The following is a 12,054-nucleotide window of genomic DNA, read 5'->3' on the forward strand; positions in this document are numbered from 1 at the left end:
GGCGGCCCGCCGCCGGGCGGCGAACGCCTCGCGGTCGCGCCCGCCGCCACCGCGGCCGGGGGCGGGGCCCCGACCGGCGACCGGCCGTTCGGGGCCCCGGTGTTGCTCCCCGGCTCTCGTCCCCCAAGGCGCCCGCGCGATGTCTTGGGAGGTTTCGGGACATCGTCGGGACATCGTCGGGACGTCGTCGGGACGTCGTCGGGGCGTCGTAGGGTCGGCCGGGCGGCTACTTCAGGCCGGCGTCGAGGGCGGTGATCAGGGTGCCGGTCGGGGTGTCGCCGGACATCTCCCAGATCATCGAGCCGAGCAGGTTCTTCGACTTGAGGTAGGCCGTCTTCTGGGCGATCGACCAGGTGTCGTCGAAGGTCCACCACTGGCCGCCGGCGCCGGTGTAGCCGTAGGTGGCGATGGACTGGGTGTCGTGGCGGACGGTCAGGTTGGGGAAGGTGGTGATGAGGTTGTTGTACCCGCGGGTGCCGGCCTCCTCGGCGAACTGGCCGGGGGCCGCGCCGGTCGCCGACTGCCACTCGCCGGCCGCGCCGCCGTCGGCGACGCCCTGCCAGCCGCGGCCGTAGAACGGGAAGCCGATGGTGAGCTTGCGCGGGTTGACCCCGGCGCCCAGGTAGGCCTGGACGGCGGCGTCCACGCTGAAGTGGAAGTTGTACGGGTCCTGGGTGTCCGCGTAGAGGTTGGCCTGGTGGCCGGTCCTGTTGGGCTCCCACGAGTTGTCGCTGCCGGCGCCGTGGAAGTCGTAGCCCTGGACGTTGGCGATGTCCAGGTAGCTGAAGATCCTGGAGAGGTCCCAGCCCTGGTTGATCTTGACCGGGTCGGCCGGGGTGAAGGCGGTCAGCAGCTTGTGCGAGCCGCCGAGCGCGTCCAGCTGCTTGCGGAACTCGGCGAGCAGGGCGGTCAGGTTGGCCTTGTCGTTGGCGCTGTAGTGGTTGCCGGCGTGGCCGTCGCCGGAGCCGGGCCACTCCCAGTCGAGGTCGATGCCGTCGAAGATGCCGGCCGCCACGCCGTCGCCGCCGGCGCCGTTGTAGAGCGGCAGGTTGCCCTTGATCCAGACGTCGATGCAGGACTTGACGAGCTTCTGCCGGGAGGCGTCCGTGGCGGCCGCGTCGGAGAAGTACTTGGAGTACGTCCAGCCGCCGAGCGAGACGACCGCCTTCAGGTTCGGGTACTTGGCCTTGAGCTTCTTCAACTGGTTGAGGTTGCCGCGCAGTTTGCCCCAGCCGTCGTCGGCGACGCCGTCCACGGACTGGGCGGCGCTCATCGGGCGGGCGTAGTCGGCGTCGGCGTCGCCCGCGCCGGTGCCCTGGTCCGGGTCCTGCGGGTCGGCGGTGGTGCCCTTGGTGACGCCGGCCAGGCAGGTCAGGTTGACCGGATCGATGTTCTCGAAGGCGTAGTTGATGACGTCGAGCTTGGCGGCGCTGCCCGAGGTGTCGAGGTTCTTGACGAAGTACTGGCGGCCGTAGATGCCCCACTGGGTGAAGTACCCGACCCGGGCGTACTTGCCGGCGCCGACCAGGTCGGAGGTGGTCACGGCGAGCGGCGCGGACGCGGGCGAGGTGTTGTCGGCGCCGTCCCTGGCCTTCACGGTGAAGGTGTAACCCGTCGACGGGGAGAGGCCGTTGACGGCCGCGGTCAGGGTGGAGCCGGTGACCGTCCGGACCAGGGTGGCGCCCTGGTAGACGTCGTAGGCGGCGACCTTGAGGTTGTCGGTGGCGGCGTTCCAGGCCAGCGTCACGTCGGAGGAACCGACCGCCGTGGCGCGGAGGTTGGTGGGCGCGGTGGGCGGGACGGGGTCGGTGGCCGGGTCGAAGGTGGAGGCGGTCACGGGCGCGCTCGCCGGGCCGGCGTTGCCCCGGGTGTCCTTGGCGCGCACGGTCAGGGTGTAGGAGGTGGCGGGTGCGAGCCCGCTGACCAGGACGTCGGTGGTGGCGCTGGTGGCCACCACGGTGGAGCCGTTCAGCACCTCGTAGGAGGCGACCGGGAAGTCCCCGCCGGTGGCGGCCGGCCACTTCAGGGCGAGGCTGTGCGCGGTCGAGTCGGTCACCGCCGGAGTGCCGGGCGCGGACGGCAGCACGTCCGAACTCCCGTCGCACTTGTCCCCGTTGACCCGGCAGCCGGTGGGGGCGGCGATCGGGCCGTTGGCGACGAACCAGAAGCTGTACGGCTCGGTGGTGCCGTGGGCGGGGACGTTCGCGTTGTAGAAGGCGTTGGCGGCGGTGACGTGCCGGCCGCTGACCGTCGCGGTGCCGTTGTAGCTGCTGGCGATGGTGACGCCGGCCGGCAGGTCGAACTCCAGGGTCCAGCCGGAGACGGCGGCGGCGTTGTCGTTGCGGACGATGAAGGTGCCCTTCCACCACGAGCCGTTGTCGGCACTGGTGAAGGAGGCGGTGAGTCGGCCGGCCGCGTTCGCCGGGGTGGCCAGCACGGTGACCGCGGCCAGCGGCAGGAGCAGGACGGAGAGCAGCGCCAGCAGTCTGCTGCGCATGCGCGGGCGGTGGGCCCGCAGACGGGCGGCCCTGGTGCGGGCGGCCCCGGATCGAGCGGACATGGTTCTCCCTGTGACGTGGGGGTGGAACAGGGTGACGTAGAACCGTACGGGTGGTGCGTGGCCGATCGGTGCCCGCGCCGTGGGGAGACGGGGGCATGGGCACTGTAGGAGGACTGGACCAATGCGTCAACAGGTCTGTACCACTGGGGAGTTGGGGAACAGGGCCGGCGGGGCTGCGCGGCCCCGGTGTGGACACCTGTTCAGCCCCGGCGCGGGCCGCCGCCCAGCTCGTCGCCCAGCGGGCTGCGGGTGTACAGCACCGAGCGGCCGTGCCGGGCCCGGGTGACCAGGCCGGTCGTGAACAGGACCGCGAGGTGCTGGCTGACGGCGCCCGGCGTGACACCCAGGCGGTAGGCCAGGTCGGTGGTCGAGGCGGGCTCGGCGAGCAGGGCGAGCAGCCGGGCCTTGGGGGCGCCGAGCAGCAGCTCCAGCGCGCGGGGCGTCACCGGCGCGGCCGGCCGGGCCATCCCGGCCTGGCCGCGGGCCGGGTAACTGATCTGCGGCGGCCGATCGTTGCCGATCATCGTGACCGCGCCGCGGGCGAAGAAGGTCGGGGTGAGGACCAGCCCGCGACCGTCCACGGTGACGTCCTGGTCCCACTCGGTCCAGCGGCGGTTGATCGACAGGACGCCGTCCTCCCAGTGCAGCCGGGCGTCCAGGTCGGCGAAGAGCGCCGCCGCGCCGTGCTGGGCGAGCAGCCGCGCCCGGTAGACCAGGTCCGCCTCCAGCACCGCGCGGGCCTGCGGCCACCAGGCGGGGGCCAGGCAGACCTCCCAGTACTCCTCCAGGGCGTCGGTGATCCGGGCCAGCAGCCGGGCCGGGTCGGCCAGTCCGGCCTCCAGCGGGGCGGGCATCGGGCGGCCGTGCGGGAGGAAGGTCTGCTCCAGCTCGGGGCGCAGCCGCTCGGGCGGCAGGGTGCGGACCACGGCCAGCTCGGTGCGGAAGTCCGGGCCCGGGGTGCCGGGCCGGGGGGTCAGGAAGTCGGGGACCCAGCGGTTGTCGGCGACCAGCGAGCGCAGCAGCAGCGAGTCGACGCGCTCGAAGGCGGGGCGCAGCCGTTCGAAGGCCGGTGCCTGCAGTGTGTAGTGGCCCGGGTGGGTCCACATCCGCAGGCTGAGCGTGGCCTCCTGGATCGGCGAGATGGCGAACCAGGTGGTGGCGAGGTCGGAGAGCCCCAACATGAACCGGTGCATAGCGGGCGATCCTTCCTGGAGCTTTCAGGCAGAGCCTAAATCAGTACTGCTCGGGGCGTGCGAGGCGGTGTGATCACTGGCATGACCAGCTCACCGGCGGACACCACCGCACCGACCCAGGACCCGCCCAGGCGCGGGCCGTCCAGGCTTCTGCACCCCGATCCGACGGTGCGCCGGCTCGCCGGGGTCACCCTTGTCAACACGGTCGGCAACGGGCTCTCGCTGGCCGTCGCGGTGCTCTTCTTCACCCGGGTCCTCGGCCTCAGCGCCACCCAGCTCGGCCTCGGGCTGACCGCCGCCGGCCTGTGCGGGGTCGCCGCCAGCGTGCCGGCCGGGCGGGCCGCCGACCGCTGGGGCGCGCGGCGGGTGCTGGTGGTGCTGGTCGCGGTGGACGCGGTGGGCACCGCGGGCTACGCGCTGGTGCACAGCTACCCGGCCTTCCTGGGGCTGGCCTGTGTCGTGGCCGCCGTCGACCGGGGCTCCGCCGCGGTGCGCGCCGCGCTCTACGCCGAACTGCTGCCCGCCGACCGGCGGGTGGCGGGCCGGGCGTACCTGCGGGTGGTGACCAACGTCGGCATGTGCCTGGGCACGGCGGTCGGCGCGATCGCCCTCCAGCTCGACACCCGGTCGGCGTACCTGACGGCGATCCTGGCCGACGCCGTCTCCTACCTGGTGGTCGCGGTGCTGTACGCCCGGCTGCCGGTCCCGATGCGGGAGCGGGCGACCGGTCCCGGGGTGGCGGAGCAGGCCGGCCGGCGGCGCAACCCCGCGCTGCGGGACGGGCCGTTCCTGGTGGTGACCGCGCTGAACTCGCTGCTCTGCCTGCAGTTCGCGATCCTGGAGGTCGGGGTGCCGCTGTGGATCGTCAAGGAGACCGACGCGCCCCGGATCACCGTCGCCGGCACCCTGATCGTCAACACCGTGCTGGTGATCGCCCTGCAGGTCCGGGCCACCCGCGGCACCGAGGACCCGGCGACGGCCGCCCGGGTGTGCGGCCGGGCCGGGTTGATCCTCGGCGCCTCCTGCCTGGTGCTGGCCGTCGCCCACGGGCTGCCCGCCGCCGTGGCGGCCCTGGTGGTGCTCGCCGGGGTCGCCCTGCAGGCGCTCGGCGAGGTGCTGAGCCAGGCCGGCGGCTGGGCGCTCAGCTACGACCTGGCGGGCGAGCGCGACCACGGCGCCTACCAGGGCGTCTTCAACGCGGGCAGCTCCGCGGCACTGATGATCGGGCCGGCCCTGGTCAGCACCGCCGTCATCGGGTACGGCCTGCCCGGCTGGATCGCCCTCGGCGTCCTGCTGGCCGCCGCCGGGCTGGCCATGGGCCCGTCGGTGCGGTGGGCCCGCCGGCGCGGCCACGTCGTCGCGCAGCCGGTCTAGACCGGCCGTGCGGCCGCCGCGCGGGTACGGCTGTCACGGGGGTGCGGCCGTCACGCGGGTGGTGCGTCCTGGTCCTCGGGGGTCGCGCCCTCGGGGACCAGGGCGAATGCCTCGACCTCCAGCAGGAGTTCGGGCATGAACAGCGCGGAGACCTGGACCGCGCTGCTTGCGGGCAGCCGGGCGGCGTCCATGACGGCGTCCCGGGCCGCGCGGACCGCGGGCAGGTGCGCCATGTCGGTGACGAAGTAGGTGAGTTTGACGACGTCCTGGAAGCCGGCACCGGCGGCGGCCAGGCAGCGGCGCAGGTTCTCGAAGACCTGCCGGGCCTGCGCCCCCGGGTCACCGGCGCCGACCAGCTCGCGGTGCTCGTCCAGGGCGACCTGTCCGGAGACCACGACCAGTCGGCCGGTGCCGGTGACGACGTTGGTGTAGCCGCGGCCCGGGGCGACGCCCGGCGGTTCGGCGATGTGCGTGAGGTGCTGCGCGGAAGCGATGGAGTCGATGGAGCCGGTGGAGCCGGTGTTGTCGGTGGATTCGGTGGGGCCGGTGGAGTCCGTGATCGTCATGGGCCCATCCTGGCGGGTGGGGTGAGCGGGGCACCACCGCATTCGCGCCGAGCCCCGGCGGCGGCCGGGCCTGACGGCCGGCGTCAGCCGGTGACCTCGGGCAGCTCGCGGCAGTACGGGCGGTCGGCCTGCGCCAGCGCGGTGGCCGGACCGGCCGCGCGCAGCACCACGTCCAGGACGGCGGCCGGATCGCAGGCGTAACCACCGCTGGCCCAGGCCGCGTTGGCCTCCACCACCGCCCAGGCGGGCCCACCGCCGGGCCCGCCAGGCCCGTCCGGCCCGCCAGTGCCGTCGTCGAGCAGCCCGACGTCCACCACCACCGCGCTCGGCAGCGACCCGGCGGAGGCGGCCAGCACCTCGGCGGCGAAGCCGAGGACCCCCTCCCGGTACGGGTCCTCGTCCAGCGGGGCGACGCTCAGCTCGCCGTCCAGCGCGTAGCGCGCGGCGGTGCGCACCGCCCCGTCCAGGACGAACAGCCGGTACTCGCGGCGGAACCGCACCACGTCGCTGACCAGGACGGGCATCGCGTCGTCCAAGACGTCCGGGCCGGGCAGACCGCTGCCGTCCGGGTACACCCGGGCCGGGAAGAACTTGTCGGCGGGCGGCTTGAGGAACGCCGGGCGGCGCAGCCGGCGGGCCTCGGCCAGCGGCACGCACGCCACCCGCCGCCGGGTCAGCTCGAACGGCAGACCGGTCAGCCACCCGTCCGGCGGCTCCAGCAGGGCCAGGCCGAGCGCCCCGCCGACCGCGTCGCCGAACAGCGGCCCGCCGTAGAGGTGCACGGACGGCGCCGGCCCGTCCCCGCCGCCGCTGCGGTGCGGGCCGAGCAGCCCCTCCGGCACGCGCCAGGCCGCCGCGGTGTGCGCCCGCAGACCCCGGCGACGGGCGGCGGTGAGCAGCTGCAGCCCCGTCTCGTTGATCCGGGGTGCGAGCAGCAGCAGGGCGTCGGTGGTCATACCCGGGATGGTGCCGTGGCCGACGGCCGCCCCACCACCGGTTTTCCGCCCCGGTGCCTCTGGCCGAGGGGCGGGTGGGCATGTCAGAGTCGTCCGGGCGCCGCCCCAGCACCACGGGCGCCGCGCAGCAATCCGACCCACCCTCAGCCGGAAAGCAGGCCCGCACCGATGACCCGCGAAGTGCCCTTCGTCCGCGTCACCACCGCCGACGCCGTCACCACCCTGACCCTCGACTCGCCGCACAACCGCAACGCCCTCTCCACCCGGCTGATGGCCGAGCTGACCGCCGGCCTGGCGGCCGCGGCGGCCGACCCGGCGGTGCGCGCGGTGGTCCTCGGCCACACCGGCAAGGTGTTCTGCGCGGGCGCCGACCTCTCCGAGGCCACCGGCACGGACCCGACGGTCGGCCCGCGCGGCCTGGTCGACCTCCAGCGGGCCATCGTGGACTGCGCCAAGCCCGTGATCGCCGTCATCGACGGGCACGTCCGGGCCGGCGGCCTCGGGCTGGTCGGCGCGGCGGACCTCGCCCTCGCCGGACCGGCCGCCACCTTCGCGTTCACCGAGGTCCGGCTCGGCCTGGCGCCCGCCGTCATCTCGCTGCCGCTGCGCCCCAAGCTGGACCCGCGCGCCGCCTCCCGCTACTACCTGACCGGCGAGGTCTTCGACGCCGCCGAGGCCGCCCGGATCGGCCTGATCACCCAGGCCACGGACTCCGCCGAGGACACCGGCACCGCGCTGAAGGGCCTGCTGGACGCCCTGCGGCTGGGAGCGCCGCAGGGCCTGGCCGAGTCCAAGCGGCTGGCCAACGCCGAGGTGCTGCGCTCCTTCGAGCGCGACGCGGACGAGCTGGTCGCCCTGTCGGCCCGGCTGTTCGGCTCGGAGCAGGCGCAGGAGGGGATGCGGGCGTTCCTGGAGAAGCGGCCCGCGCCGTGGGCGGTGTGAGCCCACGGGCCCCGGCTCCCCGGCGGTCCGGCTCCCCGGCTCCCCGGCGGTCCGGGGAACCGGGGCCCGTGGGACACGGACCCCAGGGCTAGCCAGGGCCTGGCTTCAGCGGATGACCGCCGTCTCCCGCCAGAGGTCCAGCAGCGCCCGGTCGCCCTCGGCGTGGGCGCGGTCGAGCGGGAGGCGGTTCCAGAGCAGCAGGTACAGCTCGTGCGCCGGACCGGTGAGCGTGAGCTCGGCCGGACCGTCGACGGGCTCGACGGCCAGCGGTTCCCGGCTGACGGTCAGCAGCCAGGAACCGGGCTCGTCGGTGGCCCGGACGAGCACCGTGCGCGGGCGCTGGCTGCGCACCCGGGTGTGACTGCGGGCCATGAAACCGCGCAGCAGCTCGTCGATCCCGTCCAGCGCCAGCGCGGTGGACACCCGGGGGCCTTCGGCACCGGCCGCCGCGTCGGCGTCGAAGCGGTGCACGGCCGTCTCGTGCGCCTGGCGGCGGGCCCAGAAGGCGAGCGGGCTCGGCGCCGGGAGGAAGCTCCAGCAGTCCAGGTCGTCCGGGGCCGCGCCGAGCGCCTCCACCAGGGCGGCATGGCCCTCGCGGAACCAGTCGACCAGTGCCGCGTCGGACGGCTCCGGCCCCCAGGCGGCGCGCTCGCCGTCGGCGTCGACCGGCGCGCGGTGACCGTGCACCACGTAGGCGGTGGCCCAGCGGTGGACCTGGCCGGTGTGCAGGACCAGATCGCGCAGCCGCCAGTCCGGGCAGGTGGGGACGGGGGCGGCGAGGTCGGTGCGGCCGGCGGCGTCGGCGAGCAGGACGCCCTCGCGGCGCAGTGCGTCGATGTGTTCGGAGATCTTCATGATCGGTGAGTCTGGCACCGATCGCGGTTTTCGGACACGGAGTTGTGCGGGATCCCGGGCGGAGTGCTCCCGGGGCGCGGACGGCCGCGCTCCGGCCGGGCCGGCGGGGGGTGTGATGTTGGCCGCCTCGCCCGTCGGCGGCGGCCTACGGGCCGGTAACGTGAGCGCATGCCGATCACCCGTTCCCTGTTCTCCTCCGCCCGGGCCGGTGGCCGACGTGCCGTGGGCCGCCTCGTCCACCGGGGTTGGCGGTGGGTGCAGCGGGTCGGCTCGGTGTCCAGTGAGAACCCCGGCCCGTACCGGTTCGCCGAGTTGGGCGACGGGACGAAGCTGGCGTTCCCGCTCGGCGCCGTCTTCAACGAGCAGTGGATCACCATCGGCCCGTTCTCGATCATCGGCGAGCGCGTCACGATCAGCGCGGGCTTCCTGCCCGGCCTCGACCTCGGGCCCGAACCGATCGTCCGGATCGGCGGCGGCTGTGTGATCGGCCGGGACAGCCACATCGTCGGCCACCAGTCGATCGTGCTCGGCGACGACGTCTGGACCGGCCCCGGCGTCTACATATCCGACCAGGCCCACGAGTACCGGGCCACCGACCTGCCGATCGGCAAGCAGTGGCCGCGCAACGAGCCGATCGAGATCGGCGCCGGCAGCTGGATCGGCACCGGCGCGGTGATCCTCCCCGGTGCCCGGCTCGGCCGCAACGTGGTGGTCGCGGCCGGCTCGGTGGTCCGCGGCGAGGTCCCCGACCACAGCGTGGTCGCCGGGGCGCCCGCGAAGGTCGTCCGCCGCTGGACGGAGGACGAGGGCTGGCAGCCGCCGCTGCGCCACGAGCCGCCGGCGGCGATACCGGACGGCGTCACCGCCGAGCAGCTGCGCGCTCTGGTCGGCTGGGACCTGCGGCTGCCGGGCGAGGAGTCCTGACGCCCGGTAGGTCCGGCGGGATGGTCGGGGGCGACGGGGTGGTCAGGTCCGGCGGGATGGTCGGGGCCGGCGGGATGGTCAGGGTCGGCAGGGCGCGGCCGAGGCGCGTTCCGCGTCCCGCGCGGCGATCGCGGCGGTGATCCTCAGCAGGTCGGCCGGGCGGGCCGGGTCGAGACCGGTGAGGGCGGCGATCCGGCGCAGCCGGTAGTCGACGGTGTTCGGGTGCAGGTGGAGGGCGCCGGCGGTGTGCCGGCGGTTGAGGCCGCCAGCCAGGTGGGTGCGCAGGGTGGCGAGCAGTTCGCCGCCGTCCTCCAGGGGTTCGAGGAGCGAGGCGAGCCTGGACCGGGCGTGGCTGGGCCGGGTGAGCTGGTACTCCACCAGGACGTCGTCCAGGCGGTGCAGACCGGGGGGCCGGCCGAAGGCCCGGGCCACTTCCAGGACTTCGAAGGCGAGGCCGGCCGCGACGGCCACCCCTGCCGGTCCGGCGGCCGAGGCTCCGGCCAGGACGGGGACGCCGGCCGCCCGGGCCGTCCGGTCGACGGTGTCGGCGAGGCGGCGCCACTCGGCGTCGGGGACGGCGTCGGGGCGGTGGTCCAGCGGGACGAGCACCAGGCCGCCCGAGGAGGAGAGCGTCGAGAGCGCCGACTGCCGGGTGCGGTGGTCGAGTTCGGTGCGGAGCCGGCGCAGCTTGCGGTGGCCGGCCACCGCCCGGTCGACGCCGGGGGCCTGTTCGTCGGGGTGGTCGGAGACGGCGAGGCAGAGCACGGCGTACGCGGTCGGCAGCCGGATCCCGGCTCTGGTGGCAGCCTCCTCGGCGGGTGTGCCGTCCAACAGGGCGGTGAGCAGGGCGTGTCGGGCGGCGTGCCGTTCGTCGGCCAGGGTGCGGCGCTCCTCGAAGTAGCCGGCGCCGGCCGCGGCGGTGGCCTGGCGGAGCTGGTCGAGCAGCAGCCGGTTGAGGACCAGCAGGTCGGCGGCGTCGCTGTCGCGGGCGTCCCGGGTGACCAGTTCCCAGCAGACCTCCATGCCGAGGTGGTGGGCGAGCAGGACCGCGTCCAGTGGCAGGCCCTCCTCGGCGCGGCGGGCGGCGGCCTCCCGGACGGCGGTGAACTCCTCGTCAGGGGCGGGCAGTCCGGTGCGGACGGCCTGGGCGAGGGCCCGGATCCGGCGCTCGGTGACCCGGGTGAGCTCGCCGCTCAGCTGCTCGTGCGGCAGTCGGCGGTACGTCGGCACCCGTTCCAGCAGGGCGGCGATGACGGCCTCGACCAGCTCCGGGACGGTGCCGAGCAGCCGCCGGTCGGCGGGCACCCCGCCGATCACCGGGATCCGCCAGCCGGGGGCGCGGTCGGTCGAGCTGCTGGTCGAACGGCCGGTCGAGCCGCCGGGGATGTGGTCGGAGGTGTGGTCGGGCGGGCGGTCGGGTGAATTGTGAGCCGTCACAGAAAACACCGTCCAGATCTGGGGGACACCCAAGGGCCGGGTCGGAGGGGCGACCGCATCATGGAGGCACTCGAGTTACCTGTTGGTAACAAACTTCCGCTGTGGAGGCAACAGTTGAGAACCCCACTTCTCCGCTTCGCCGCAAGACCGTTGCGGCGCGGGCTCCTCGGGGCGCTCGGTTCGGCCGTGCTGGCCGGCGCGCTGCTCGCGGGCGGGCCCGCCACCGCGGCCCAGGCGGCGGACGCGTCCCCCATCGCGTCCGCCGCCACCGCCGCCACCGCGGCCACCGAGGCCACCGAGGCCCCGGCCGCCTCGGCAGCCGAACTGCCGCCCGACGGCGACACGGTGGCCTCGCCGCCGGGTGCCAACGACTGGGCCTGCCGGCCGTCGGCGGCGCACCCCAACCCGGTCGTCCTGGTACACGGCACCTTCGCCAACCGGTACGAGAACTGGCTGGCGCTCTCACCCGAGCTGAAGCGCCGGGGCTACTGCGTCTTCGCCCTGGACTACGGCATGGTCCCCGGTATCACCTCCTCCGGCAGCGGCCTGCTCCTGCCGATCGGCGGTCTCGGCCCCGCCGCCGACTCCGCCGCCCAGCTCGGCCGCTTCGTGGACCTGGTGCGCGGTGCGACCGGCGCCGCCAAGGTCGACATCGTCGGTCACTCGCAGGGCGGCATGCTCCCGAACTACTACGTGAAGTTCCTCGGCGGCGCCGCCAAGGTGGACAAGGTGATCGGGCTGGCGCCGTCCAACCACGGGACGACGCTCTCCGGCATCGCCAACCTGGCGCCCTACCTCCCCAGGGTCACGGAGCTCATCTACACCGCCTGCGCGGCCTGCCGGGACCAGGTGGTGGACTCCGCCTTCAACCGGCGGATGGCCACGGTGGCGGACACCGTGCCCGGCGTCGCGTACACGGTGATCGCGACCGTGTACGACGAGGTCGTCACGCCGTACCGCACCCAGTTCCTCAGCGGTCCGAACGTGAACAACGTCGTCCTGCAGGACCGTTGCCCCGTCTCGCTCGCCGAGCACGTGGCGATCGCCTTCTCGCCGACGGCCCTGCACCTGGTCGCCAACGCGCTCGACCCGGCGCACGCGACCCCGGTGTTCTGTTCCTGACCCTCCTGGGGCCGCTGCACGGGAAGTCGGCCCGGGCCCCATACCCGGCCCCGGGCCGGGAGGGCGGGAGGGGGGGAGGGGGCGGGGGGGGCCGACCGCGCGGGGGTGGGGGGGGGCCGGCGGGA

The 12,054-nt window shown here is 74.7% G+C and carries 10 protein-coding genes; 4 read left to right on the plus strand and 6 right to left on the minus strand.

The window, feature by feature from the left end; genetic code table 11:
• Positions 1-226: 226 nt before the first annotated feature.
• The gene (locus ACFVVX_RS32670) at positions 227-2,497 is read right to left on the minus strand and encodes a glycosyl hydrolase family 18 protein (RefSeq protein WP_387951092.1); all 2,271 of its coding nucleotides are present in this window, start codon (positions 2,495-2,497) and stop codon (positions 227-229) included.
• A gap of 263 nt (positions 2,498-2,760) precedes the next feature.
• Complete coding sequence (locus ACFVVX_RS32675; RefSeq protein ID WP_387950976.1) at positions 2,761-3,753, minus strand: ArsR/SmtB family transcription factor; 993 nt, start codon at positions 3,751-3,753, stop codon at positions 2,761-2,763.
• A gap of 81 nt (positions 3,754-3,834) precedes the next feature.
• On the opposite strand from ACFVVX_RS32675, the gene ACFVVX_RS32680 reads away from it, so the two are divergent.
• Positions 3,835-5,127, plus strand: coding sequence for an MFS transporter (locus ACFVVX_RS32680; RefSeq protein WP_387950978.1), 1,293 nt, complete (start codon positions 3,835-3,837; stop codon positions 5,125-5,127).
• Positions 5,128-5,177: 50 nt separating this feature from the next.
• Here ACFVVX_RS32680 and ACFVVX_RS32685 read toward each other — a convergent pair whose 3' ends face one another.
• Positions 5,178-5,693 (minus strand): RidA family protein, encoded by a 516-nt coding sequence (locus ACFVVX_RS32685; RefSeq protein WP_387950979.1) that lies wholly within the window; start codon positions 5,691-5,693, stop codon positions 5,178-5,180.
• An 83-nt stretch (positions 5,694-5,776) separates the two neighbouring features.
• Complete coding sequence (locus tag ACFVVX_RS32690; protein ID WP_387950980.1) at positions 5,777-6,649, minus strand: ATP-grasp domain-containing protein; 873 nt, start codon at positions 6,647-6,649, stop codon at positions 5,777-5,779.
• A gap of 168 nt (positions 6,650-6,817) precedes the next feature.
• On the opposite strand from ACFVVX_RS32690, the gene ACFVVX_RS32695 reads away from it, so the two are divergent.
• Entirely contained in the window at positions 6,818-7,591 is a 774-nt protein-coding gene (locus ACFVVX_RS32695) for an enoyl-CoA hydratase family protein (RefSeq protein ID WP_387950982.1), read from the plus strand.
• A gap of 105 nt (positions 7,592-7,696) precedes the next feature.
• Here the strand turns inward: ACFVVX_RS32695 and ACFVVX_RS32700 are convergent, their stop codons facing one another.
• On the minus strand, positions 7,697-8,446 hold the full coding sequence (locus tag ACFVVX_RS32700; RefSeq protein WP_387950984.1) for a maleylpyruvate isomerase family mycothiol-dependent enzyme: 750 nt from the start codon (positions 8,444-8,446) through the stop codon (positions 7,697-7,699).
• 168 nt (positions 8,447-8,614) lie between these two features.
• Between ACFVVX_RS32700 and ACFVVX_RS32705 the strand changes: the two genes are divergently transcribed.
• Positions 8,615-9,370 (plus strand): acyltransferase, encoded by a 756-nt coding sequence (locus ACFVVX_RS32705; RefSeq protein ID WP_387950986.1) that lies wholly within the window; start codon positions 8,615-8,617, stop codon positions 9,368-9,370.
• 78 nt (positions 9,371-9,448) lie between these two features.
• Here ACFVVX_RS32705 and ACFVVX_RS32710 read toward each other — a convergent pair whose 3' ends face one another.
• Positions 9,449-10,807 carry a PucR family transcriptional regulator gene (locus ACFVVX_RS32710; protein ID WP_387950988.1) on the minus strand — a complete coding sequence of 453 codons (1,359 nt, stop codon included), beginning with the start codon at positions 10,805-10,807 and terminating at the stop codon, positions 9,449-9,451.
• A gap of 201 nt (positions 10,808-11,008) precedes the next feature.
• Here ACFVVX_RS32710 and ACFVVX_RS32715 point away from each other — a divergent pair, with 201 nt between their 5' ends.
• Entirely contained in the window at positions 11,009-11,929 is a 921-nt protein-coding gene (locus ACFVVX_RS32715; RefSeq protein ID WP_387951093.1) for an esterase/lipase family protein, read from the plus strand.
• The last annotated feature ends 125 nt before the right edge of the window (positions 11,930-12,054 follow it).

The organism is Kitasatospora sp. NPDC058170, assembly GCF_042883905.1.
GTDB lineage: Bacteria > Actinomycetota > Actinomycetes > Streptomycetales > Streptomycetaceae > Kitasatospora.

What these genes read in the sequence shown, in the direction of transcription:
- ACFVVX_RS32675 (WP_387950976.1), bottom strand. Translation starts at nt 3,753, where the DNA reads ATGCACCGGTTCATGTTGGGGCTCTCCGACCTCGCCACCACCTGGTTC.
- ACFVVX_RS32685 (WP_387950979.1), bottom strand. Translation starts at nt 5,693, where the DNA reads ATGACGATCACGGACTCCACCGGCCCCACCGAATCCACCGACAACACC.
- ACFVVX_RS32680 (WP_387950978.1), top strand. Translation starts at nt 3,835, where the DNA reads ATGACCAGCTCACCGGCGGACACCACCGCACCGACCCAGGACCCGCCC.
- ACFVVX_RS32670 (WP_387951092.1), bottom strand. Translation starts at nt 2,497, where the DNA reads ATGCGCAGCAGACTGCTGGCGCTGCTCTCCGTCCTGCTCCTGCCGCTG.
- ACFVVX_RS32695 (WP_387950982.1), top strand. Translation starts at nt 6,818, where the DNA reads ATGACCCGCGAAGTGCCCTTCGTCCGCGTCACCACCGCCGACGCCGTC.
- ACFVVX_RS32690 (WP_387950980.1), bottom strand. Translation starts at nt 6,649, where the DNA reads ATGACCACCGACGCCCTGCTGCTGCTCGCACCCCGGATCAACGAGACG.
- ACFVVX_RS32700 (WP_387950984.1), bottom strand. Translation starts at nt 8,446, where the DNA reads ATGAAGATCTCCGAACACATCGACGCACTGCGCCGCGAGGGCGTCCTG.
- ACFVVX_RS32705 (WP_387950986.1), top strand. Translation starts at nt 8,615, where the DNA reads ATGCCGATCACCCGTTCCCTGTTCTCCTCCGCCCGGGCCGGTGGCCGA.